20 protein-coding genes are annotated in these 23,277 nt (G+C 73.1%); 15 read left to right on the forward strand and 5 right to left on the reverse strand.

What is annotated here, in order from left to right:
* Positions 1-92: 92 nt before the first annotated feature.
* Together ACBJ32_RS15035 and ACBJ32_RS15040 are read right to left on the reverse strand one after the other, a co-directional pair.
* Positions 93-305, reverse strand: coding sequence for an RNA-binding S4 domain-containing protein (locus ACBJ32_RS15035; RefSeq protein WP_357868799.1), 213 nt, complete (start codon positions 303-305; stop codon positions 93-95).
* Between the two features lie 11 nt (positions 306-316).
* Complete coding sequence (locus ACBJ32_RS15040; RefSeq protein WP_375127229.1) at positions 317-1,927, reverse strand: PucR family transcriptional regulator ligand-binding domain-containing protein; 1,611 nt, start codon at positions 1,925-1,927, stop codon at positions 317-319.
* Positions 1,928-2,057: 130 nt separating this feature from the next.
* Here ACBJ32_RS15040 and ACBJ32_RS15045 point away from each other — a divergent pair, with 130 nt between their 5' ends.
* The 8 genes from ACBJ32_RS15045 to ACBJ32_RS15080 all read left to right on the forward strand — a co-directional run bounded on the left by ACBJ32_RS15045 (position 2,058) and on the right by ACBJ32_RS15080 (position 12,225).
* The gene (locus tag ACBJ32_RS15045; protein ID WP_375127230.1) at positions 2,058-2,906 is read left to right on the forward strand and encodes a DUF2877 domain-containing protein; all 849 of its coding nucleotides are present in this window, start codon (positions 2,058-2,060) and stop codon (positions 2,904-2,906) included.
* Positions 2,903-4,357, forward strand: a complete 1,455-nt coding sequence (locus ACBJ32_RS15050) for an FdrA family protein (protein ID WP_375127231.1) — start codon at positions 2,903-2,905, stop codon at positions 4,355-4,357. The genes ACBJ32_RS15045 and ACBJ32_RS15050 overlap by 4 nt, the downstream gene beginning before the upstream one ends.
* Before the next feature lie 37 nt (positions 4,358-4,394).
* Entirely contained in the window at positions 4,395-5,774 is a 1,380-nt protein-coding gene (locus ACBJ32_RS15055; protein WP_375127232.1) for a DUF1116 domain-containing protein, read from the forward strand.
* A gap of 256 nt (positions 5,775-6,030) precedes the next feature.
* The gene (locus tag ACBJ32_RS15060) at positions 6,031-8,181 is read left to right on the forward strand and encodes a protein kinase (protein ID WP_375127233.1); all 2,151 of its coding nucleotides are present in this window, start codon (positions 6,031-6,033) and stop codon (positions 8,179-8,181) included.
* A 43-nt stretch (positions 8,182-8,224) separates the two neighbouring features.
* Positions 8,225-8,797 (forward strand): TetR/AcrR family transcriptional regulator, encoded by a 573-nt coding sequence (locus ACBJ32_RS15065; RefSeq protein ID WP_375127234.1) that lies wholly within the window; start codon positions 8,225-8,227, stop codon positions 8,795-8,797.
* A 60-nt stretch (positions 8,798-8,857) separates the two neighbouring features.
* The gene (locus tag ACBJ32_RS15070) at positions 8,858-10,057 is read left to right on the forward strand and encodes a Cmx/CmrA family chloramphenicol efflux MFS transporter (protein ID WP_357868782.1); all 1,200 of its coding nucleotides are present in this window, start codon (positions 8,858-8,860) and stop codon (positions 10,055-10,057) included.
* On the forward strand, positions 10,054-10,878 hold the full coding sequence (locus tag ACBJ32_RS15075) for an MOSC domain-containing protein (protein WP_375127235.1): 825 nt from the start codon (positions 10,054-10,056) through the stop codon (positions 10,876-10,878). Before ACBJ32_RS15070 ends, ACBJ32_RS15075 begins: the two co-directional genes overlap by 4 nt.
* A gap of 87 nt (positions 10,879-10,965) precedes the next feature.
* Positions 10,966-12,225, forward strand: coding sequence for an MFS transporter (locus ACBJ32_RS15080; RefSeq protein ID WP_375127236.1), 1,260 nt, complete (start codon positions 10,966-10,968; stop codon positions 12,223-12,225).
* Positions 12,226-12,317: 92 nt separating this feature from the next.
* Here the strand turns inward: ACBJ32_RS15080 and ACBJ32_RS15085 are convergent, their stop codons facing one another.
* Entirely contained in the window at positions 12,318-13,886 is a 1,569-nt protein-coding gene (locus tag ACBJ32_RS15085) for a bifunctional 3'-5' exonuclease/DNA polymerase (RefSeq protein ID WP_375127237.1), read from the reverse strand.
* Between the two features lie 44 nt (positions 13,887-13,930).
* Entirely contained in the window at positions 13,931-15,343 is a 1,413-nt protein-coding gene (locus ACBJ32_RS15090; protein WP_375127238.1) for a metallophosphoesterase family protein, read from the reverse strand.
* A gap of 203 nt (positions 15,344-15,546) precedes the next feature.
* On the opposite strand from ACBJ32_RS15090, the gene ACBJ32_RS15095 reads away from it, so the two are divergent.
* Positions 15,547-15,963, forward strand: coding sequence for a hypothetical protein (locus ACBJ32_RS15095; protein WP_375127239.1), 417 nt, complete (start codon positions 15,547-15,549; stop codon positions 15,961-15,963).
* 42 nt (positions 15,964-16,005) lie between these two features.
* On the opposite strand, the gene ACBJ32_RS15100 is transcribed toward ACBJ32_RS15095, so the two are convergent.
* Positions 16,006-17,583, reverse strand: a complete 1,578-nt coding sequence (locus ACBJ32_RS15100) for an FAD-binding oxidoreductase (protein ID WP_375127755.1) — start codon at positions 17,581-17,583, stop codon at positions 16,006-16,008.
* A 31-nt stretch (positions 17,584-17,614) separates the two neighbouring features.
* Between ACBJ32_RS15100 and ACBJ32_RS15105 the strand changes: the two genes are divergently transcribed.
* The 6 genes from ACBJ32_RS15105 to ACBJ32_RS15130 all read left to right on the forward strand — a co-directional run bounded on the left by ACBJ32_RS15105 (position 17,615) and on the right by ACBJ32_RS15130 (position 23,233).
* Positions 17,615-18,124 carry a TetR/AcrR family transcriptional regulator gene (locus ACBJ32_RS15105; RefSeq protein ID WP_375127240.1) on the forward strand — a complete coding sequence of 170 codons (510 nt, stop codon included), beginning with the start codon at positions 17,615-17,617 and terminating at the stop codon, positions 18,122-18,124.
* Positions 18,117-19,613: a glycerol-3-phosphate dehydrogenase/oxidase gene (locus tag ACBJ32_RS15110; protein ID WP_375127241.1), complete on the forward strand. Its 1,497-nt coding sequence runs from the start codon at positions 18,117-18,119 to the stop codon at positions 19,611-19,613. The genes ACBJ32_RS15105 and ACBJ32_RS15110 overlap by 8 nt, the downstream gene beginning before the upstream one ends.
* A gap of 103 nt (positions 19,614-19,716) precedes the next feature.
* On the forward strand, positions 19,717-20,586 hold the full coding sequence (locus ACBJ32_RS15115) for a sucrase ferredoxin (protein ID WP_357868765.1): 870 nt from the start codon (positions 19,717-19,719) through the stop codon (positions 20,584-20,586).
* Between the two features lie 100 nt (positions 20,587-20,686).
* The gene (locus ACBJ32_RS15120; protein WP_080036407.1) at positions 20,687-20,998 is read left to right on the forward strand and encodes a WhiB family transcriptional regulator; all 312 of its coding nucleotides are present in this window, start codon (positions 20,687-20,689) and stop codon (positions 20,996-20,998) included.
* 297 nt (positions 20,999-21,295) lie between these two features.
* Positions 21,296-22,495, forward strand: coding sequence for an esterase-like activity of phytase family protein (locus tag ACBJ32_RS15125; protein ID WP_375127242.1), 1,200 nt, complete (start codon positions 21,296-21,298; stop codon positions 22,493-22,495).
* A 78-nt stretch (positions 22,496-22,573) separates the two neighbouring features.
* Positions 22,574-23,233, forward strand: a complete 660-nt coding sequence (locus ACBJ32_RS15130; protein WP_375127243.1) for a hypothetical protein — start codon at positions 22,574-22,576, stop codon at positions 23,231-23,233.
* The last annotated feature ends 44 nt before the right edge of the window (positions 23,234-23,277 follow it).

The raw sequence follows: 23,277 nt of genomic DNA on the forward strand, positions 1-23,277 counted from the left end.
CACACCTCGATCTCCCGCCTGAACTGCGGGTATGTCTCCTGTCTGATGCTGGAGAGCACAATAGAGGGTGCCCTGGGGTACTCGCGCACCGGCTAGGCGACGTGGATCGAGAACCCGTCGCCGCCGACCACCTGCCCCTTCCGGATCTTGGCGCGCTTGCGCAGCTCCACCTCGCCGTCCACCTCGATCATCCCCTCGGCGATGAGCTGCTTGGCCATCCCTCCCGTCTCGGTGATGCCGCAGTACTTCAACAGGTCGCACAGCGGTATGTACTCGTCGCGCAGTTCGAATTCCAGCTCGTCCACAACGCAGCAGCCTAGATGCCCCGCATCCGCAGCACGTGCAGGGCCAGCGTGAGGTTGAGCCGCAAGTGGGGATCGTCGGTGAAGTTGCCGAGCAGCCGCTCCAGCTTGCCGATCCGGTAGCGCAGCGTGTTGTAGTGGAAGTGCAGCCGCCGGGCCGTCTCCGCCACGTTCAGGTTGGTCTCCAGCAGCGACTGGAGCGTGCGCCGCAGGTCGGCGTTCTCGGCGTCGTCGTCGGAGGCCAGCGGGCCGAGCGTCTCCCGGACGAACGCGTGCAGCTCCTCGGTGTCGTTCACCAGCGACAGCAGCCGGTAGACGCCGAGCTGGTCGAAGTGCGCCACCGCCCCGGGCCCGTGCAGCTGCCGCCCCACCCGGGCCGCCTTCAACGCCTGCGAGTACGCCTCGGGCAGCGTCTCCGCGCCGGGGCTCGGCCGGGAGGTGCCGGTGGAGAACGTGGCGGGCGGCACGTCGGCGAAGGCCGCGGCGGCGTCCTTGGCCACGCGGGCGGCGTCGATGGCGGCGTCCACCACGGCCACCACCTCGTGCGAGAACCCGGCGACGGCGCCGTGCGGGTCGTGCCGCCTGATCGCGGCGGTCCAGCAGGAGACGAGGCGGTCCTGGGCGCTGCGCTCGTCGCCGTCGGGGTCGAGCTCGGCCACCAGCACGGTCACCGGCCGCGACAGGTCCCAGCCGAACGCCTGCGCGCGGGAGGTGACCCGCTCCGCCGTGCCGGCCCGGCCGGTGAGCACGTCGCGCAGGAAGTCGGCGCGGTACTTGCTCTCGACGGCGTTGACCGCCTCCTGCCGGGTGACGACGAGGGCGGCGACGGTGGCGGCACGTTCCAGGATGCCGACGTCGCTGTCCCTGATCGCCGCGGCCGGGCTGTAGGCGACGATCCTGCCGTGGTGGTGGCCGCCGGCGAGCACGGGCACCGAGGCGAACGAGCGGGCGCGCGCGGCGGGCGTACGCGGGTGCGACGTGGGAGGCCCCTCGCGGGAGATCGACTCCCGCAGGACGCTCACGTGGTCGCCGGGCCCGGCGGTGGCCAGGACGCGGCCCGAGCCGTCCACGGCCGCCACCGCCACGTCGAGGAGCTGCGCCACCTCCGCGGTGACCTCGTCCAGGCCGCCGCCGGCCAGCACCACCTGGACCAGCGCCCGGTGCGCCTCCTCGGCGCGGGCGAGCACGGCGGCCTGGCGGTTGAGTATGTCGGTGAGCACCTGGTTGAGGATGTCGTCGAAGCCGACGTCGTTGGGCAGCAGGATGAGCGGGAAGCCCAGCCTGTCGGCCTGCTCCACCATCTCGGCGGGCAGCTCGTCGAGGTAGCGGCCGAGCTTGATGGCCAGCGCGGCCAGCCCGCGCTCGTCGAGGTCGGCGACCAGCCGGCCGAGCGACTGCGGCGTGTTGCGCAGCGGGTAGCCGGTGGTGAGCAGCAGCTCGTGCGGCTTGACCCAGGCCAGGATGTCGGGCACTTCCATGACGTTGAGCCGCTGCACGATGCGGCCGAGCCCGCTCTCCCCCGCGATCAGCCTGGCCTCCGCGAGAGTGGACACGCCCAGCACCTCTCCCACGGACACGCCGTGGATGATCGTGCCGGTGCTGGCGAGACGAACGGGGGGCTCCATGGGGAAATTGTGAACCCGGAAGCCGTCTGTCAGGAAGAGCCAACCAACCCGCTGACTGTTGGCAAATTTACCCGTACGGAGGGTTCACCGGCCGTTCTACGGTCAGGTCCAAGGTCGGTTGGGAGGTCCGGTGACCGTCAGTACTTCCGCGCGGCGTACCCGCGTCCACGTCACGGGCGCGGCGAGCACCGCGGTCCGCCCCGTCCTCGAGGGCCAGCGCCGGCCCGCGCGCGTGCTGGCGGCGTTCCCCGCGGGCGTCTACCTCGAGGTCAGGACGGAGCTGGAGCCTTCGGTGATCGCCGTCATCACGGGCGAGGCCACCCGGCTGCCGAACTCGGTGCTGCTGGCGGGGCCGCTCCCCCACCTCACGGTGGGTGACGACGCCTCGGTGGGTGACCGGGCGATCGAGCTGGGCCCGCTGAGCCTGAACGTGCGCCGCTGGTGGGATCCGGCCCCGCCGCTGGGGCGGCTCGACCCGGCCCTGCTGGAGGACGCCCTGCCGAAGGACCCGCCCGGCGCCGGGCTGGCGGGCAACGGCGCGGTGGACATGCTGGCGAGCAGTTGCGCGAAGGGCTGGCTGCTGGGGGCGGTGACGGCGGCTGAGCAGCTCGTCGGGCTGGGCCCCGGGCTGACGCCGAGCGGCGACGACGTGCTGGCGGGGCTGCTGGTGACGCTGCGGCGCCTGGGCACGGCGGCGGGGTGCGAGCGGGCGGTCCGGCTGGCCGGCTGGCTGGCGGCGACCGTGACGTTCGACGCGCGCACGCGTACGACGCCGATCTCGGCCACGCTCCTGCACTGCGCCGCCAGGGGCGAGGCCAGCCCCGAGGTGACCGCGGTGCTGCGCGGCGTGGCGGGCCGCCAGGCGCTCGAACCGGCCCTGCACCGCCTGTACCGCCTCGGCCACACCTCGGGCGCCGACCTGGCCCAGGGCATCGCCATCGGCGTGGCCGCCGTCCGTTCCCTGAGCGAGGCGCGATGACCGGCCTGCCGCAGGCGGTGCTGGTACGGCGGGGGGCCTACCACGACTCGGTCACCCTCATGCGGGTCAGCCGGGCACTGTCGGAGCTGCCGGGCGTGGAGGCGGCCATGGTCGCCATGGCGACGGACCTGAATGTCTCGATCCTTAGGGAGATGGGCTTCGGCGTCCCGGAGTCCGACCCGGGCGACCTGCTGATCGCCGTGCGGGCGCGGGACCCGGACGCGGCCGTCGAGGAGGCCGAGCGCCGGCTCACCGAGGTGGACCGGCCGCGCTCCGGCTCGTCGGAGCAGCCGCCGCTGACCACCCGCTCGGCCGCCGCCCGCGGCCCCGCGGACCTCGTGCTGGTCTCCACCCCGGGCGAGTACGCCTTCTTCGAGGCCCTGGACGCCATCGAGGCCGGCCTGCCCGTCATGATCTTCAGCGACGGCGTCACCGTGGCCCAGGAACGCCGGCTGAAGGAGCTGGCCGAGGCCAGGGACGTGCTGGTGATGGGCCCTGACTGCGGCACCGCCGCGATCGGCGGCGCCGGCCTCGGCTTCGCGAACGTGCTGGCCCCCGGCCCTGTCGGCGTGGTCGCCGCGTCCGGCACCGGCGCGCAGCAGGTGACGTGCCTGCTCGACTGGGCCGGCGTCGGCGTGAGCCACGTGCTGGGGGTGGGTGGCAGGGACCTGTCCGCCGAGGTGGGCGGCCTGTCGGCGCGGCGCGCCCTGCGCATGCTGGACGAGGACCCGGCGACGGAGCTGATCGTGCTCGTCTCCAAGCCGCCGGCGCCGGAGGTGGCGCGGGCCGTGCTGGGGCAGCGGCTGCGCACGCCCGTGGTCCCGGCCCTGCTGGGCACGCCCGCCCTCACGCGGGGAGGGCCCGGGGCAGCGGACGGGGCAGCGGCCGGGGAGGCGCCCGGCTCCGCGCGGACGCCAGGCACCGCACCGGCGCCCGGCCCCGCGCCGGCCGGGGATCTCACCTGGGCCGCCGAGCAGGCGTTGCGCGCCCTCGGCAGGCCCGTCCCCGAGTGGCCGTCCTGGCCCGCCCCGCCCGGCACGCGCCCCGCCCCCAAGCGGATCAAGGGCCTGTACTCGGGGGGCACGCTGGGCGCGGAGGCGGCGCTGGTGGCCGGCCACGGCGACTTCGTCGACTACGGCGACGACGCCTTGACCAGGGGCAGGGCGCATCCGATGATCGACCCGACGCTGCGGGTCGAGGCGCTCGCCCGTGCCGGGGAGCAAGACGTGGTGCTCATGGACGTGGTCCTGGGCCACGGCGCCGACCCCGACCCGGCCGCCTCGCTGGCGCCCGCGGTCGCCGGCACGCCGGCCACGGTCGTGATCGCCCTGATCGGCACCGAGGGCGATCCTCAGGACCTGCACCGCCAGGCCGCCGCCTTCCGCGAGGCGGGCGCGGCCGTCTTCACCTCCAACGCCCAGGCCGCCCGCCACGCCAGGAGCCTGCTGTGACGTGCCGGGAGCGGGGCGTCCCGGCTCAGGAGTCGCCGTGACCACCTTGCTGAACGCCCCGCCACGCGTGATCACCGTCGGCGCCGGCCTGCTCGACGAGGCGCTGCGCGCGCAGGCCGTGCCGACGGCCCCGGTCGCCTGGCGCCCGCCGCTGCCCGGCACCGCCGGCGCCCTGGCCAGGGTGCTGGCCGACCCGCGCCGCCAGGAGGCCAACGAGCTGGCCGTGCGCAGGCTGATCTCGGCCCGCCCGCACCTGGTGGGCGTGCGGCGCGCCGCCGAGCTGCTCGACGGGGACACGTTCCTGCACGCGGGCCCGCCCATCACCTGGGAGCGTGCCTCGGGCCCGATGCGCGGCGCGCTGATCGGCGCGATGCTCCTGGAGGGCCGGGCCGCGGACGAGCACGAGGCCGCCGGCATGCTGGCGGCGGGCGCGGTCGCGCTGCGCCCCTGCCACGAGCACGCGGCCGTGGGCCCGATGGCGGGCGTGGTGAGCCCGTCGATGTGGCTGTTCGAGGTGCGCGACGACGAGCACGGCGGCACCGCGTACTGCTCGCTCAACGAGGGCCTGGGCAAGGTGCTCAGGTACGGCGCGTACGGCCCGGAGGTCCTCGACCGGCTGCGCTGGATGGACCGGGTGCTCGGCCCGGCGCTGGCGGCGACGCTGGATCGTACGGGCCCGATCGACCTGCGCTCGCTGATCGCGCAGGCCCTGCAGATGGGCGACGAGCTGCACAACCGCAACAGGGCCGCCACCTCGCTCCTGCTGCGCGAGCTGGCCCCGGCCGTGGTGGAGGCGGCGCCGGGCGCGGCGGCGGAGGTGCTGCGCTTCATCAACGGCAACGACCACTTCTTCCTCAACATCGGGATGGCCGCGGCCAAGGCCGGCACGGACGCGGCCCGCGACGTGCCGGGCTCGTCCCTGGTCGTGGCCATGGCCAGGAACGGCACCGACTTCGGCGTCCAGGTGTCGGGGCTGGGCGGGCGCTGGTTCACGGGCCCGGCGGGGGTGCCGGACGGGCTCTACCTCGGCTCGTACGGCCCGCAGGACGCCAACCCGGACATCGGCGACTCCACGATCACGGAGACGTCGGGGCTGGGGGGGTTCGCGATGGCGGCGTCGCCGGCCATCGTGCGGTTCGTGGGCGGCGAGGTGGCGGACGCGGTGCGGGCCACCCGCTCCATGTACGAGATCACGCTGGCCGAGCACCCCGTCTACCAGATCCCCGGCCTCGGTTTCCGCGGCACGCCCGTCGGCATCGACGTGACGCTGGTGGCGCGGACGGGCCTGCTTCCGGTGGTCAACACGGGTATCGCGGGCCGCGTCGCGGGGACGGGCCAGGTCGGCGCGGGCCTGGTCGAGCCGCCTGCCGAGGCGTTCACCAGCGCGTTGCTGGCTCTGGCCGAGGCGAATAAGTGATCCATTTTAAGGCGGACATATCCCCACGTCAGTGGCAATGTAAGACTGTATCGCCTTCCCTTGCGGATTCGCCGCCGATATCGTAACGATCCTCATAATCTGCAAGTAGCGTGAAGAACGCACGTGACGGATGAGGCGAGATGGGGGCGGGAACATGGCAGCCGACCGCTTGCTCAGCGGGCCCGGCTCAGAGGGAGGTGCCACGGGGGGCGCTCCGCAGAGCCAGGGGCGCCTGATCGGCAGGCGCTACCGACTGATGTCGCCCGTAGGCAGAGGCGGCATGGGCATGGTGTGGCACGCGCACGACGTGCTGCTCGACAGGGACGTGGCCGTCAAGGAGCTGATCCTGCCCTACGGCCTGGACCACGCGGGCAAGCAGGTGGCCCACCGGCGCATGCTGCGCGAGGCCCGCTCGGCCGCGCGGCTGACGCACCCGGGCATCGTGACCGTCCACGACGTGGTCGAGGAGGACGGACGGCCCTGGATCGTGATGGAGCTGGTCCGGGCGTGGTCGCTGGAGCAGGCCGTACGCCAGAGCGGGCCGCTCCCGGTGATCCAGGCGGCCGAGATCGGCATCCGGGTGCTCGACGCGCTCATGCACGCGCACGCGGCCGGCATCCTGCATCGCGACATCAAGCCGGGCAACGTGCTGCTCACCCAGGACCGGGTGGTGCTGACCGACTTCGGCATCGCGGCCATCGAGGGCGACGTCACGATCACCCAGACGGGGCTGCTCATGGGGTCGCCGGCGTACATCCCGCCGGAGCGCCTGTCCGGCCAGCCGATCTCACAGGCGGCGGACCTGTGGTCGTTCGGCGCGACCCTGTACGCCGCCGTCGAGGGCCGCCCGCCCTACGAGGGGCCCGACCCGGTGGCGGTGCTCGGCGCGGTGGTCACCCAGGACCCGATCAGGCCGCAGCGGGCCGGCTCGCTCATGCCCGTGATCGAGGGCCTGCTGCGCAAGAACCCGGCCGAGCGGCTCACCGCCACGCAGGTGATCGAGATGCTGGAGGCGGTGCTGCGCGCGCACGGCGCGCCCAGGCCGCGCGCCCCCGAGACGCTGCCCGGCCCCGCCGATCCGACCCCGGCCGGGCTGCTGCCCCCGCTGGACACCCCCTCGGGGCCGATGCCCTCGCGCATCGTGGAGACCCCCTCGGGGCCGGTGCGGGTGCCGTACGACCCGCTGAACAGCCCGTCGGGCGGCCACTCGATGCCCTACGAGGGGATGACGAGCCCTTCGGGCAGCCACCGCACCGACCAGCTCCCGCCGCTGCCGCGCACCCCGGCCCAGCCCCCGGCCCAGCCCCCGGGCCAGCAGCGCGGCCCGTACGACTCCCTGGCCAGTTCCTCCGGCCCGTACGACTCCCTGGCAGGCCCGTCCGGCCCGTACGACTCCCTCGCCGCCCCGTCCGGCCCGTACGACTCGCTGAGCAGCTCTTCGGGCCCGTACGACTCGCTGAGCGGTTCCTCCGGCCCGTACGACTCCCTCGCCGCCCCGTCGGGCCCGCAGCAGCCGCCGTTCGGCGCGCCGCCCGGCCCCCGGAGGGGGCGCCGCGACGCCGACGACCTGGACGGCCCGAGCGGCCCGCACCCCCAGCCGATCCTGCCGCTGACCACGGACAGCCGGACGTCGTCCGCCGCCACCCCGTGGCCGCTGGCCTCGCCCGACGACCTGCGCGAGCAGTCGCGCGACCTGTCGCACGACATCTCCCGCAGCCGCCTGGCCACGCTGCCGGGCGGCGGCCCGCGTCCGGGCAAGAGCCGGCGCCGGGTGGAGGACGACGAGGGCGGCCCCTGGATCCGCGACGGGCGGCCCACACTGCTCACGATCATCAGCTCCCTGGTGGCCGTGGCCGTCGTGGCGGGCGCCGTGTGGATCATCCTGACGGGTGGCTCGGCGCAGGGGCCGTCCACCGCCTCCACCACCGTCTCGGAGAGCGCCACGACGGAGAACGCGACCGAGCCGTCGATCATCCCCGAGGGCTACCTGGAGCACACGGGCCCCGGGTTCTCGGCGGCCGTGCCCGAGGGCTGGAAGCTCGCGACGTCCGGCGGCGTGGCCACGTTCAGCGGCCCGAAGGACTCGGGCATGCGCATCCTGGTCGAGCGGGCCGCCCCGCAGACCGACGGCGGGCTGTCGGAGCTGAGCAGGCTGGAGGCCGACGGCGGCCTGGAGAGCTACATCCAGGTGCAGCTCCAGGCCGTCGACTACCGCGACTGGCAGGCCGCCGACTGGGAGTACACCTACACCACCGCCAACGGTGTCCCCATGCACGCCCTGACCAGGTACGTCTCCATCGACGACACCGCCGCGTTCAAGATCACGATGGATCTGCCCGAGCTGAAGTGGGACGACCAGGCCGACACCCGCAAGGTGTTCCTCAACACGTTCCGCCAGGCCACCTGACCCGTATTGCACCAACCGTTCCAAAACGTGTAACGTGCCTGCCATGGCGCGACCGAGGAAGTTCGAGGAGGACCGGGCGGTCGAGGCGGCCATGCGCGCGTTCTGGAGCGCGGGCTACGAGGCCACCTCGACGCAGGACCTGTGCGCGGCCACGGGGCTCGGGCGCAGCAGCATCTACAACACCTTCGCCAGCAAGCACGACCTGTTCCAGCGATCACTGCGGCACTACATGGACGAGCGCAACGCGCGGCTCGCCGAGCTCATGGGGGGCGAGCTGCCGATCAAGGAGAAGATCAGGACCGTGCTGTGGTGGGCGGTCGAGCCCGACCCCGGCGACCCGACCGGCTGCCTGGTGGTGAACTCGCTGGTCGAGCTGGGCCCGCGCGACGCGGAGATCGCGCGTTTGCTGCGCCGCGACAACGACAAGCGGGTCCAGATCGTCAGGGCCGCGATCGAGGCGGCCCGCACCCGCGGCGAGTTCGACTCGGGCCGGGACCCGCTGGCCCTGGCCCACTTCCTGGCCGCGACGGTCAGCGGCCTGCGCGTCGCGGCCCGCGGCGGGGCCGATCGGGCCACGCTCGAGTCGATCGCGAACACCGCACTGGCCGCCTTCTGAATTCTTCGTGGCCGCATTTTGAACTGATCAATCCAAAACTGTCTGAAGGAGGAGGTCGCCATGCCGTTGGCGGTCTACATACTGGGGCTCTCGATCTTCGCTCAGGGCACCTCCGAGCTCATGCTGGCCGGGCTGCTCCCCGAGCTGGCGCGCGACCTCGGGGTGTCGGTGCCGGACGCGGGGCTGCTGATCTCGGCGTTCGCGATCGGGATGCTGGTGGGGGCGCCGGTGCTGGCCGTCGTCACGCTGCGGTGGCCGCGCCGCACGGTGCTGCTGGCGTTCCTGGGGCTGTTCGCCCTGTCGCACGTGGCGGGCGCGCTGACGTCGAGCTACGGCGTGCTGTTCGCCACCCGCGTGGTCGGCGCGTTCGTCTACGCGGGCTTCTGGGCCGTGGCGGCCTCCACCGCGATCGGCCTGGTGCCCGCGAACGCGCGTGCCAAGGCGATGAGCGTGCTGGCCGGCGGGCTCACCGTGGCCACCGTCATCGGCCTGTCCGCGGGCACGGTGATCGGGCAGCACCTGGGCTGGCGGGCGGCGTTCTGGGCGGTCGCCGCGCTGTCGGCGCTGGCCGGCATCGGCGTGTTCGCCACGATCCCCGGCGGCCGTCCCGACCGGGACAGCACGCCTCGCGTCTCCGACGAGCTGCGCGCGCTGGCCAGGCCCGCGCTCTGGCTCGCCTACGGCACCACCGCGCTGACCACCGGCGCGCTGCTGTCGTCCTTCAGCTACCTCAGCCCCCTGCTGACCGACGTCACCGGCCTGGACCCGGCCTGGGTGCCCGCCGTGCTCGGCCTGTACGGGGTGGGCGCCCTCATCGGCATCACCATCGGCGGCCGGATCGCCGACGCGCGGCCGTACCCGCTGCTGTACGCCGGCGTCGCCGGCCTGATCCTGACCTCGGCGGCCCTGGCCGCCTCCGCGGCCGTGGCCCTGCTCGCCATCCCGCTGATCTTCCTGCTCGGCGCGTTCGGCTTCGGCACCAACCCGGCGCTGAACGCCCGCCCCTTCGCCCTGGCCAGGAACGCCCCCACGCTGGCCGCCGGCATGAACGTCGCCTCCTTCAACGTCGGCATCACCGCCGGCCCGTGGGCGGGCGGCCTGGCCATCGAGGCGGGCCTCGGCTACGCGTCCGTCGCCTGGATCGGCGCCGCGATCGGCGTGGCGGGCCTGGTCGCCGTGGCGCTCGGCGCGGGCCTGCAGCGCAGGAGCTCGCTCGTCCAGGAGACGTCCGGAACCCGTGAGATACGGTCTGCCGTATGAAGCTGGCGAGCATCTCCCGCTACCCCGTCAAGTCCACCGCCGGGCACGAGGTCACCGAGGCCGAGGTACAGCCGTGGGGGCTGGCCGGCGACCGCCGCTACGTCATCACCGACGAGAGCGGCGCGGTGCTCACCGCCCGCCAGGAGCCGCGCCTGCTGGCCTGCGTGCCCGTGCTCGACGGCGGCGCGCTCACGCTGACCGGCCCGCACGCCGATCCGCTGGCGGTGATCCCCACCGGCACGAGGTCCGTCGTGCACCTGCCGAGGACCTCCGTGGAGGTCACCGACTGCGGCGACGACGCCGCCGCATGGCTGAGCGGGCTGGCGGGGCGGCCGGTGCGGCTCAGGTGGCTCGACGACCCGACCCGCCGCCCGGTCGACCCGATGTACGGCCGGCCGGAGGACCGGGTGAGCCTGGCCGACGCGTTCCCGCTGCTGCTCACCACGACGGCCTCGCTCGCCCGCCTCAACGAGTGGATCGCCGGGACGGCGCTGGAGCTCGGCGAGGAGCCGCGGCCGCTGCCCATGCGCAGGTTCCGGCCGAACGTGGTGATCGACGGGGTGGCGGAGGCGTTCGCCGAGGACGAGTGGAAGCGCCTGCGCATCGGGGAGGTCGAGTTCCGCGTGAGCAAGGGCTGCGATCGCTGCGTGCTGACCACGGTCGACACCACGACCTACCGCAAGGGCAAGGAGCCGCTCAGGACGCTCGCCCGTCACCGCAAGCGGGACGGCAAGGTCTGGTTCGGCGTGAACCTGATCCCCGACCTGATTCCCGGGACGTACGGGCGCGTCGCGCAAGGGGATCCCGTTCTCGTGCTCTGAAAGATCATGGCGAAAATCCCAATTTCCCGATAAATAGGATCACCGTCCCCTTTGGGGCACTGTTAGGGGTTATGCGAGACTTCACGGGTGACCAGTGCCCCCACAAAGCCCGCTGTCTCGCCCCCTGACCGGATCCAGCGCGTACAACGGCGGACCCTGGCGGTCCTGTCGGCGGCACAGATCGTGGGCGGGGTGGGCGTGGCCGTCGGGCTGGCGCTCAGCTCGGTCGTCGTGGACGAGCTGTCCCGCTCCACGGTGATCAGCGGCTTCGCGGGCACGGCCACCGTGCTGGGCGCGGCGCTGCTGGCCCTGCCGACCGCCAAGGCGTCGGGCCGGGGCGGGCGGCGGGCGGGGCTGTCGCTGGCGTACGCGGCGGCGCTGGTGGGCTGCGCGGTCTCGGTGCTGGCCATCAGCCTGCGCAACTGGCCGCTGCTGCTCGCGGGCCTCGTGCTGGTCGGCGGCGGCAGCGCGGCCAGCCTGGCGGCCTGCTACTCGGCCACCGACCTGTCGCCGAAGGACCGCTCGGCCCGCCACCTGTCGCTGGTCGTCTGGGCCTCGACCATCGGCTCCGTGGCCGGCCCGAACCTGGCCGAGCCCGCCGACCGGATCGGCAGGAGCCTCGGGCTGGTGGAGAAGGCGGGGCCGTTCGCGTTCGCGGCCCTGGCGTTCGCGCTGGCGATGGTCGTCATCCTCGGCTTCCTCCGCCCCGACCCGCTCCAGCTCGCCAGGGCCGGTGCGCGCGAGGAGGACTCCGGTGGGAACCGCACGATCCGTACGGCCTGGCGGACCCTGCGCACCACCCCGATGGCCCGCCGCGCCCTGGTCATGATCGCCGTCAGCCACACGGCGATGGTCTCCGTCATGTCCATGACCCCGGTCAAGCTCCACCACGACGGCTCGAACCTGGACGTCATCGGCATCGTGATCAGCCTGCACATCGCCGGCATGTACGTGCTCTCGCCGGTCGTGGGCTGGCTGGCCGACAAGGCGGGCAAGGTGCCGGTGCTGGTGCTCGGCTCGGCCCTGCTGCTGGCCGCCGCCGCCCTGGCCGGCACGGCGGGTCACCGGGTGTGGCAGGTGACGGCGGCGCTGGTGCTGCTCGGCCTGGGCTGGTCGTGCGGCCTGGTGGCCGGCTCGGCGCTGGTCACGGAGTCGGTGCCGATCGAGCGCCGCCCTGCCGTGCAGGGGCTGTCGGACCTGCTGATGAACGTCTGCGGCGCCACGGGCACGATCGTCGCGGGCGCCATCGTGGGGCTGCTCGGCTACGGCATGCTCGGCCTGGTGGTCGGCATCATGGTCGCCCTGGCCGGCCTCTGGCTGACCGTCGTCTGGCGCCGCACCACCTGACGACCGCCCGGCTCACCACAGGCCGGCTCACCGCCGGGGTGAGCCACCGCCCGCCACTCCCTCTCCGCCTCGCACGTCGTGAACCGGCGAGCTCACTTCGCGTCGGCGTAGGACTTGACCGCCACCGCCTCCATCGGGAACCGCACCGGCGTCGCGCCGAACAACAACCGGCTGGCCTCCGCCGCCGAGGCCGCCACGGCCGCGATCACCTCCTCGGCCAGCTCGGCCGGGCAGTGCACCATCACCTCGTCGTGCTGGAAGAACACCAGCCGGGCCGGCTCGGGCAGCCGCCCCCGCAGCACGGCCAGCAGCGCCAGCGCCCACTCGGCCGCCGTGCCCTGCACCACGAAGTTGCGCGTGAACCGCCCGCGGTCCCTGGCCGCCCGACCGCCCTCGGGCCCCGACACCAGCTCCTTCCACCGCTCCGACGGGGGCGGGCTGGTGCGCCCGAGCCACGACCGCACGATCCGCCCCTCCTCCCCCGCCTTGGCCGCGTCCTCCACGAACTGGTACGCCTTCGGGAAGCGCTGCCGCATCACGGCCAGCAGCTTGGAGGCGTCGCCGCTGGTGCCGCCGTACATCGCGGACAGCATCGCGATCTTGGCGTTGGCCCGCTCGCCGCCGAACGACTGCGCCAGCGCGGAGTACAGGTCGATCTCCCCCGCGGCCCTGGCCAGCCCCACGTCGCCGGCCATCGCCGCCAGCACCCGCGGCTCGAGCTGCGCCGCGTCCGCGACGACCAGCAGCCATCCGTCGTCGGCCACCACCACCCGCCGCATGACCTTGGGGATCTGCAGCGCCCCGCCCCCGTTGGTGGCCCACCGCCCGGACACGACGCCGCCCACCACGTACTCGGGCCTGAACCGCCCGCCGCGCACCCACTGGTCGGCCCACGTCCACCCGTGCGCGCTGAACAGCCTGGCCAGCTCCTTGTAGGCCAGCAGCGGCGTCACCGCCGGGTGGTCGATCTGCTTGAGCTCCCACTGCCTGGTCGTCTTCAGCGCCACCCCGGCGCCCTTGAACGCCTTGACGAGCTGCTGCACCGAGTCGGGGTTGACCGGGTGCCCGAACGCGGCCGCCACCTCGTCGGCCAGCGCCTGCAGCTTGGCCGGGCGCATGCCGTGCACGGGACGCGGCCCGAGCAGGTCGGTCAGCAGCGCGTCGTGCACGTCCCTGCGCCACGGCATGCCCTCGTGCGACATCTCGGCCGCGACCAGCGCGCCGGCCGACTCGGCCGCCACCAGCAGCCGGAACCGGCCCGGCTCGGGCAGCGCGGCGACGCGCCGGAGCTGGTCGGCCAGCACCTCGGCGACCGCCTCCGCGCCGAGCGGCTCGGGCGCGAACAGCGTGCCGGGCGCGCTCGGCTGCTCGTCCGGCACCGGCAGGCCGTGCAGCCTGGCGTGCGCGGCCCTGGCCGAGCGCGGCTCGCCGTAGCGGCCCTCGTACGCCAGCAGCAGCCCCTCGGTCAGCGCGAGGTCGTGGCAGCGCGCGACCCGCACACCCCGCTCCAGCAGCGGAGGGTACGACTCCCGCGCGTCCGCCCAGACCCACCGCGGCCCCTCGGCGGCCTCCAGCTCCCGCACGGCCCGCGCCAGGTCGGCGGGACGGCGCGCCGCGCCGCCGACCGGCAGCACCGTCTCCCCCGCGACCACGACGTACACGTGGTCAAGGGTGCCAAACGGCCCCGACAAAAAGGGGCACGGGGTCAGGCGAGGCTGATGCGCACCTCGTCCTCCAGCGGCGGCTCCAGCTCCTGCGCCAGGCACCCGGTGGCCGCGAAGCAGCGCAGGGTCAGCTCGTCGGAGGTCACCGTGGCGTGCAGGAACTGCTTGAAGAACGGCGGCGTGTCCCAGTCGGACAGCTCGGACAGGTAGCGGTGGAACACCCGGTCCACCGGCAGCCGCAGCGGCCACGGCCAGGCGCCGAGCAGCCGCGCCGCCCACCGCATCCGCCGCGTGATCTTCACGGGCCCTTCCGGGGTCCTGACGGGCTCGTTCTTGATGTGCTCCGACATGATGCACAGCGCCTCGGAGGGCGTCAGGTAGAGCCACTTCATCCGCAGCCGCTTGGCGTAGAGCTGGCTGTAGAAGGACAGCGAGTCGCCGCGCAACGGGTAGCACTTGAACGCGTCCTCGTGCACGCCCGCGACGTCCACGCGCTCGATGGTGTGCGTGGCGTGCATGAACGCGCCGCCGCCGCCCGACACGACGTACTGGATCACCCGGTCGCCCACCCGGACCGGATAACGCTGGTAGTTGTGCACGTCGCCGCCGATGGCCGCGACGTACCGGTGTGCCGGGTCGCGCACGATGTCGTCGATCGTCCCGCCGCCCTCCAGCGGCGACGGCTTGTACGTGTTGCCGGTGTAGATCGGCTTGCCGGTCACCAGGACCTTCGGCCTGGGGTCGAGCGAGACCCGGCGCAGCCAGGCCGTCTGTCCCCGGTCGATGACGTTCCTGATGCCGGTGTCGACACCCACGATCAGCAGGCTGTCGCTCTCGATCGTCCAGTACGGCCCCGGCTGCGTCGCCTGCTGCGACGGCCTGCCCCTGAGCTTGCGCGCCTCGGCCAGCTTCGCCTCGTCGATGGTGTCCGGCTTGCGCCACAGCAGGCCGCGCAGCCCGCGGTCCGGCTTCGGCTTGAGCGGCGGCGCGTCGCAGAAGACCCGCATGAAGCCGCCGAGCCCGTCGTACCAGTCGTGGTTGCCGGGGATGGCGTAGATCGGTGCGTCATAGTCCTGGTACGGGCGGAAGAACTTGTCGCCGTACTCGTTGCCCGATCCCGTGGGATAGACCACGTCGCTGGCGATGATGGCGAAGGACGTCTGTTCGCCGAGTTTCATCATCCCCGGAACAACGGCGTACTGGGAGGCGTCGCCTTCTCCGGTATCGCCGAGCAGAAGAAAACTGAAATGACTCCCAAGGGCCGGTTTGATGCGAAATTCCGGATCGATCCCTCGCGCTTCCTGGGACTCCACCCAGCGCGCCCGCACCTCCCCTGACGGATCACCGAACAACCCCGCCAGGATCTCGTTGCGAGACAGCCACAGCGTCCGTAAATTCAACCAGGTAAAGCCTTGCTTGTTGGGCCTGAGCTGCGCAAACGCCCCTGGTTGCACACAGGCCCATCCGGCACCCTCCTCCGAGATCCGGGAGGAAACCTGCTTTCCACGCTCAGCCGCGACTTCCACCATGACCACATCTTTACCGCGATCTACCAATTGCGCATCCTGAACGCTCCGTACCGCTCGGAACACACAAGGTGTGCAATGGTGTAGCCTCACCCCCCAAGCAAGCGGTTGGGACTGCCTAGGAGGCTCCCATGACCCGTAACGGCCCCGACGACGCGACCCGCAGAGGCACTTCCGCCGTGGCGGCCATCGAGGGCCTGCTCGCCTTCGCCACGACCCGGCCGCGCTGGGCCAGCGGCGCGGCGCTCAACAGCGCGAGCGAGGCGATCGCGAGAAGCCGGGCGCTGGCCGCGCAGTCGCCGGGCGAGCACACCCCGCTGCTCGCCCGGTGCCTGCGAACGACCGCGAAGCTGTTGCTGGCGCGGGGGCGCGCCACGGAGGCGCTGCCGCTGGCGCAGGAGGCGGTGGCGCTCACCCGCTCGGTCGGCGGCGGTTCGCTGGCGCTCTCCCTGCGGCGCCTGGCCGAGGTCCAGGAGGCTCTGCACCGCTTCAGCGACGCCGCCGCCACGATCGCCGAGGCCGACCGCCTCCCGCCCCCGCCCGACTGACCCGCGCCCGGCCGCCTGGCTCCTGTCGCCGTCCGGCTGGACCTACGACACGGCCGGCGGGACCAGCACGCCCGGGTTGAGTATCCCGGCGGGGTCGAGCTCGGCCTTGACCGCGCGCAGGATGCCCGCGCCGACGGGCCCGAGCTCGCTCGCGTAGGCGTCCAGGTGGTCCCGGCCCACGCCGTGGTGGTGGGTGATCGTGCCGCCCGCCTCGACGATGGACGCGTTCACCGCCGCCTTGGCCCGCTGCCACTGCGCCACGGGGTCGGCGTCCTGCGGGGTCACGACGGTGAAGTAGAGCGAGGCGCCGGTCTCGTACACGTGCGAGATGTGGCACATGACGAGCGGCGAGCCGAGCGCGCCGAGCAGGGCCAGCCGGACCGCGTCGTACAGGCGCGGCAGGTTCGCCCAGAAGCCGGCCGTCTCCAGCGTCTCGACGGTGGCGCCGGCGGCGAGCAGGGAGTCGCGCAGGTACGGGGCCGAGAAGCGGCCGTGCTCCCACGCCTGGCCCGGCTCGGGCCCGAGCGGCTCGCCGCCCGACCGCGCCAGCACGGCGGAGGCGGCGGCATGCCGGCCGGCCACGCGCGCCCCCTCATAACCGGCGATCAGCAGGCAGCCGGAGCCGTCCGCTCCGCCTGTGCCGATCCCGTCCGGCTTGGCCAGGCCGATCATCGTCTCGGTCTCGTCCGAGAGGCGCAGCACGGTCGGCAGCGGCCCTTCCTGGGCGAGCGCGCGCACGGCGGCAGAACCCGCCGCGAACGAGGCGAACCGCCACCCTTCGTACCGCCGCTCGGCGGGGGCCCGGCGCACCCGCAGCCGCAGGGACGTGATGACGCCGAAGGCGCCCTCCGAGCCGAGCACGAGCTGCCGCAGGTCGGGCCCGGCGGCCGACTTGGGGGCGCGCCCGAGCTCCAGCGTGCCCGAGGGCGTGGCCAGGGTGAGGCCGACGACCATGTCGTCGAAGCGCCCGTACCCGGCCGACGCCTGTCCGCTGGACCGGGCGGCTGCGAAGCCGCCCAGCGTGGCGTACTCGAAGGACTGGGGGAAGTGCCCCAGCGTCAGCCCGTGCCCGGCCAGCAGGCGCTCGGCGTCCGGCGCTCGCACCCCCGGCTCGAACCCCGCCACCATGGACTCCTCGTCCACGAACAGCAACCGGTCGAGCCGCCCCAGGTCGAGCGCGATCACCCCGGCGAAGCCGGCGCGGTCGGCGGCGAGCCCGCCCACCACCGAGGTGCCGCCGCCGAAGGGCACGACCGCGACGCGCTCGCGCGAGCACAGCCGCAGCAGCTCGGCCACCTCCTCGTGCGAGCCGGGCAGCACCACGGCGTCCGGCGCGGCCGAGCCGTCCCCCGCGCGCATGCGCAGCAGGTCGGGCGTGGACTTGCCGCGCGTGTGGCGGACGCGGGCCTCGTGGCCGGTCAGGACGTGCCCGTCGCCGACGACCTCGGCCAGCGCCCCGAGCAGCGGCCGCGCCAGCGCGACCGCCGGGAGCGCGACCTGTTCCAGCGAGGCGGCGGGCGTGCCGGGCGCGCGCACGCCCAGCAGGTCGCGCAGCAGCGCCCGCACCGGCTCGGGCAGCTCGCGGGCCCTGGCGGGATCGCCCCAGCCCGACCACGACATCGGTTCTCCAGTCACGCTTACACTGTGACACATGACGTCGATTCGTCACAATGAGGGCGTGCTGGACGCGGCGCGCGACTGCGTGCTCGCGTACGGGGTGCGCAGGACGACGCTCACCGACGTGGCCAGGCGAGCGGGGGTGTCGCGGATGACGATCTACCGCCGCTGGCCCGACGTGCGCACGCTGGTGGCCGACCTGATGACCAGGGAGTGGGTGCGGGTGGTCGAGGGGCTCGACCTGTCGGACCCCGTACGGGCGGTGGTGGCGGGCGTGCGGGGGCTGCGCGCGCACCCGTTGTGGCGCAAGATCGTGGAGGCGGATCCCGAGCTGCTGGTGCCGTACCTGCTGGATCGGCGCGGCGCCAGCCACGAGGCCATCCTGGCGGTGCTGGAGCCGGCCGTCGGCGATCCGGCCAGGGCCAGGGCGGTGCTGCTGGTGGCCCAGTCGTTCCTGCTGTCCGCTCCGACCATGCTCGACCCCGTCACGCTGGACGAGCTCGACGCCGAGCTCGCCGCCCTGCTGGAGGCCTACCTTGGATAGCTCGCTGAACGCCGCCAGACGCTCCCGGGAGCTGCGCCGGGTCGCGGAGGAGCGGGTGGACGTGCTGGTGGTGGGACTCGGCGCGACCGGCGCGGGCGCCGCGCTCGACGCCGTGTCCCGAGGGTTGAGCGTAGCGGCGATCGACGCCCACGACCTGGCTTTCGGCACCTCCAGATGGAGCTCCAAGATGGTGCACGGCGGCCTGCGTTACCTGGCGAAGGGTCAGGTGGGCGTGGCGTACGAGAGCGCGGTCGAACGCGGGATCCTGCTCCGCAGGACGGCTCCGCACCTGGTCAGGGCGCATCCGTACATGCTGCCGCTGACCCCGGCCGTCTCGCGGCGGCAGGCGGCGCTGCTGATGACCGGCTACCGGCTGGGGGACGGCCTGCGTGCCGCCGCGCGCACGCCGCGCCGCATGCTGCCGGGCCCGGCCCGGCTGAACGCGGCCCGCGCGCACACGCTGGCGCCAGTCCTGCGCGCCGACGGCCTGCGCGGCGCGCTGCTGTCGTGGGACGGCCGGCTGCTCGACGACGCCCGCCTGGTGGTGGCCATCGCCAGGACCGCCGCCGCGCACGGGGCCCGCGTGCTGACCCGCTGCCGCGCGCTGCGCCTGACCGGTCACGGGGCGGACGTGCGCGACGAGCTGACGGGCGAGGAGTTCACGATCCGCGCGAAGGTCGTGATCAACGCCACCGGGGTGTGGGCGGGCACGCTGGACCCGCGGGTGCGGCTGCGCCCGTCGCGCGGCAGTCACCTCGTCCTGGAGCCGGGCACGCTGCCCGGGCTGATCGCGGGCATGCACGTGCCCATCCCCGGCGAGGGCAACCGGTTCGCGCTCGTGCTGCCACAGCCTGATGGCCGGATTTACGTGGGTCTGACCGACGAGCCGGTGGACGGGCCGGTGCCGGACGTCCCCGAAGTGCCCGAGGAGGACGTCAGAACGCTTCTGGAGGTGCTGAACGGGGTCCTTGAGGTCCCAGTGACCGGGGAGGCGGTCGCGGGCGCGTACGCGGGCCTCAGGCCGCTCCTGGCGGCCGACGGCAGGACGGCCGACCTCTCGCGGGAGCACGCGGTGTTCTCGGAGGGCGGGATCGTGACCGTCGTGGGAGGCAAGCTGACGACATATCGCCGCATGGCGGAGGACGCGGTGGATCGAGCGGTCTCGTCCGGGAACCTCCGGGCCCGCCGGTGCCGCACCCGGCGCATCGCGCTCGTGGGGGCGGGACCGCGCCCGTCCGGGGTGCCGCCGCGCCTGGCCGAGCGGTACGGCTCGGAGGCCGAGGCCGTGCACGAGCTCGTCGAGCGGCACCCGCAGGAGGTCGGGCTCGGCTTCACCGAGGGCGAGCTGCTCTGGGCGGTCCTGCACGAGGGCGCGCTCGACGAGGGCGACCTGCTCGACAGGCGGACGCGGATCGGCCTGGTCAAGCGGGACAGGGACCGCGCCCTGCCCGCGACACGGGACGTACTGGACCGAACCTCCCGCGCCTAAACCCGCCGATCCGTTAGGTTAGTCTTACCTAAGTCGGATCGAGGAAGGGGCAGGGGCGTTGGCGAGGGGCTGCGAGCACCCGATGGGGTGCCACACCGGCGAGATGCCCACACTGGCCAGCGCCACCGTGGGAGCCCGGCTGTGGCTGCTCATCGAATACACCGGAGCCTGGCCCTCGCGCCTGGAAAACTTCGAACTTCCTGCAGAAATCTCGAAACTCGTCCGGCGGGCGCTCGAACGCGGTATCAGGCCCCAGCTCATCCGCCGGCCAGGCAAGCGGACCCGCCCACGGGAGCAGGGGATCCGTGTGCTAGTGGGCTACGCGGCAGGCGAGAGCCCCTGGATAGCGCAGGGTGTCATCGCAGGTCCCGACGATCTTGACCTGGACGCGCTCGTGGCCGGAGTGGTCCCGGAGTCCTGCATACTTGAAGACGAGCCGGTATTTCTGGTCTGCACGCACGCCAAGCGCAATGTGTGCTGCGCCCGCATTGGACTACCCCTCGCTCGGTCCCTGGCCGAAATCTTGCCGGACAGAGTGTGGGAAACGTCACACGTTGGCGGCGATCGCTACGCCGCCAACCTCGTGTGCTTGCCACACGGAATTTTCTACGGCAGCATGTCTCAGGCTGCTGCATCGGCAGCGGCTAACGCGTACCGGTCGGGCGAGATCATTCTCGACCGCTACCGGGGACGCGCAGGCATCCCTGAGCCATTGCAGGCCGTCGAGCACTTCGCCCGAGCCCATACGGGAGAGTGCTCCGTCGGCGCGGTGGCCGTGGAATCCTCCAGGACGGACGGCGACGTCACCGAAGCCATTGTGCGCTGCGGCGACGTCCGGCTCCAGGTTGTGATCGAGCCATCGGCGTTCACCGCGCCGTGTGGTACGGCTTGCGCCGAGACGATCACCACCTACCGGCTGGTTTCGCTGGACAGGCTCGCGCCTGTGCGGTACGCCACGCCCGCTCTCGCCTGAAGAGGGAACATCACGGCCCGACGTTGCGTTGGAACAGTGACGCCATAAGCGTCCAATGCGGCTCAATTACCGAAATACCTCTCACGAAGGTGGTTTTCTCATGTCTCAGGTACGTCGGCAGCTCGCCCGCCCGCGCCCCAGCTGGGGTTGGCAGGATGATGCCGCGTGCCGGGGTGAGGACCTCGTGCTCTTCTTCGGCCCCGATGGGGAGCGGCAGCCCGAGCGTGACGTACGAGAGCGGAAGGCCAAGGCGATCTGCGCCCAGTGCCCCGTCCGCAACGAGTGCCTTGACTACGCGCTGTCCCGGCCGGAGAAGTACGGCACGTGGGGCGGTCTCAACGAGGACGAGCGGGCCAGCGAGCGTCGCCGTCGCATGCGCCGCGCGGCCAGCGCCGGCATCTCCGCCGCCTGACACACCCGGCAGCATCACCATCATCGCGTGATCACGCAGTTGTCCCGATGAGCCGGAGCCTGGACATCCCTTGCCAGGCTCTGGTGAACCCGGTCGGGGCAACTGCCTGATCAGGCACCGGATGGTCCACGAGCAACACCTGACTTCGCACCGCGGACGCCAACCGCGGTCGCGAAGTCATCACATTTCCGGGTCATCACATTTCAGGACATTTCGGGACCTGCCTGACATCTGGCGGTCACCGCCCGTTGCCGTCCGTTCGGGATTGCGTCATGTGCCCGTCCTAGTGTGCCCGGCATGAAACGCATCGCGATCCTGATGAGCGCGGGCGCGCTGACCCTCGGTCTGGCAGCCGTCCCCGCGACCGCGGACCCCGACCGGACCGCCTCCTTCGGGCAGGCCACGCTGACCGGGTTCGCCTCCCTCCCGGCGATGACCTTCGTCCCGGGCAGCGAGCCGTCGGGCTCGCTGCTGGGCACGACGCCGGTCAACGGCGTCACCCCGCCGTTCACCGGCCAGCCGGTGCAGGGCTTCAGCGGCATCGCGCGCCGCCACGACGGCACCTTCGACGTGCTGTCCGACAACGGCTACGGCAACAAGGCCAACAGCTCGGACTTCCTGCTGCGGATCCACCGCATCAAGCCGGACTTCAGGTCCAGGACCGTTCAGGTGCTCGGCGGCTTCAACCTCACCGACCCGCGCGGGCTCGTCCCCTTCGCCCTGACCCGCCAGGACCGCACGCTCACCGGCTCCGACTTCGACGTCGAGTCGATCGTGCGGGCGACGGACGGCACGTACTGGATCGGCGACGAGTTCGGCCCGTACCTGCTGCACTTCGACCACAAGGGCCGTCTGCTGGAGGCCCCGGTCGCGCTCCCCGGTGTCCAGGCCCCCGAGAACCCCGGCCTCAACGGCGGGCAGCCCAACCTGGCCAGCAGCAAGGGCTTCGAGGGCATGGCCAGGGGCGTGGACGGCCGCCGCCTCTACCCGCTGCTGGAGGGCACGGTCAGCGGCGACCCCGCGGGCACGCTGCGCATGTACGAGTTCGACCTGCGCGAGCGGGCCTACACCGACCGGCGGTGGACGTACCGGCTGGAGGACCCCTCCCACGCGATCGGCGACGCCATCGCGGTCGACGAGAACCGGTTCCTGATCATCGAACGGGACAACGGGCAGGGCGACGCCGCCAAGGTCAAGCGCATCTACCTGGCGGACAGGCGCGACAGGGATCGGGACGGCGCCCTGGACAAGACCCTGGTCGCCGACCTGCTGAACCTCGCCGACCCGCGCGGGCTGGGCGGCGCGCCGGGCACGTTCCGGTTCCCGTTCCAGACGATCGAGGACGTGATCATCCTCGACGACCGCACGCTGGGCGTGCTCGACGACAACAACTTCCCCTTCTCCAACGGCCGCACCGCCGGCAAGCCGGACGACAACGAGTTCATCACCGTACGGCTGACGCGCGGCCTGAAGGCCGACCCCCGCGTGTACCGCTGACGCGCGCGGCGCGGTGGCCGGCGGTCCACGAGACCGGCGGCCACCGCGCCGATGGGGGTCGTCGATAGGGTGCCTGCCATGTCAGCACCACCGCAGCTCACGCCGGCGACCGCCGCAGCCGACCTCGAAGAGATCATCCGCCTCGCCGTCGAGACACTCCGGCAGGCGCCGGAACCCGCAGCCTGGGCGGCCAAGGCGGGCTCGCTCGACTGGACCTGCTGGGAGACGGCCGAGCACCTGGCCGACGACCTGTTCGCCTACGCCGTGCAGCTCGGCCTCACGACGCCGCCGCTCGACGTCGACGTGCCGTTCGTCGTGGAGAGCCGCCGGCCCGGCGGCCCTGGCAACGCCGTGCACGCCGACCGGGCCGCGGGCGTCACGGGCCTGATGCAGGTGCTGCAGGCGAGTGGCGCGCTGCTGGTCGCGATGGTACGCACCGCACCGCCGCACGCCCGCGCCCACCACGGCTTCGGCCCCGCCGACGCCTCGGCCTCCGCGGCGATGGGCCTCACCGAGACCCTCGTCCACGTGCACGACCTGGCCGAGGGCCTGGGCCTCGCCTGGGACCCGCCCGCCGGCGTGTGCGCCCGCGTGCTCGCCCGGCTCTTCCCCGACGCCCCTCGGGACACGGACCCCTGGACGACCCTGCTGTGGGCCACGGGCCGCGCCGAGCTTCCCGGCCGTCCGCGCCTGACGCGCTGGCGCTGGCACAACACGCCTGCCTCACAACAGTCATGACCGAAAACCCGCGACGCCGGGACCGATACCCGGCGACCGGGTGG

The organism is Nonomuraea sp. GTA35, assembly GCF_041950525.1.
GTDB lineage: Bacteria > Actinomycetota > Actinomycetes > Streptosporangiales > Streptosporangiaceae > Nonomuraea.

Coding starts and splice junctions, on each gene's coding strand:
- ACBJ32_RS15095 (WP_375127239.1), top strand. CDS start 15,547: ATGACCCGTAACGGCCCCGACGACGCGACCCGCAGAGGCACTTCCGCC.
- ACBJ32_RS15065 (WP_375127234.1), top strand. CDS start 8,225: ATGGCGCGACCGAGGAAGTTCGAGGAGGACCGGGCGGTCGAGGCGGCC.
- ACBJ32_RS15075 (WP_375127235.1), top strand. CDS start 10,054: ATGAAGCTGGCGAGCATCTCCCGCTACCCCGTCAAGTCCACCGCCGGG.
- ACBJ32_RS15105 (WP_375127240.1), top strand. CDS start 17,615: ATGACGTCGATTCGTCACAATGAGGGCGTGCTGGACGCGGCGCGCGAC.
- ACBJ32_RS15115 (WP_357868765.1), top strand. CDS start 19,717: ATGCCCACACTGGCCAGCGCCACCGTGGGAGCCCGGCTGTGGCTGCTC.
- ACBJ32_RS15040 (WP_375127229.1), bottom strand. CDS start 1,927: ATGGAGCCCCCCGTTCGTCTCGCCAGCACCGGCACGATCATCCACGGC.
- ACBJ32_RS15050 (WP_375127231.1), top strand. CDS start 2,903: ATGACCGGCCTGCCGCAGGCGGTGCTGGTACGGCGGGGGGCCTACCAC.
- ACBJ32_RS15125 (WP_375127242.1), top strand. CDS start 21,296: ATGAAACGCATCGCGATCCTGATGAGCGCGGGCGCGCTGACCCTCGGT.
- ACBJ32_RS15070 (WP_357868782.1), top strand. CDS start 8,858: ATGCCGTTGGCGGTCTACATACTGGGGCTCTCGATCTTCGCTCAGGGC.
- ACBJ32_RS15130 (WP_375127243.1), top strand. CDS start 22,574: ATGTCAGCACCACCGCAGCTCACGCCGGCGACCGCCGCAGCCGACCTC.
- ACBJ32_RS15100 (WP_375127755.1), bottom strand. CDS start 17,583: ATGTCGTGGTCGGGCTGGGGCGATCCCGCCAGGGCCCGCGAGCTGCCC.
- ACBJ32_RS15060 (WP_375127233.1), top strand. CDS start 6,031: ATGTCGCCCGTAGGCAGAGGCGGCATGGGCATGGTGTGGCACGCGCAC.
- ACBJ32_RS15120 (WP_080036407.1), top strand. CDS start 20,687: ATGTCTCAGGTACGTCGGCAGCTCGCCCGCCCGCGCCCCAGCTGGGGT.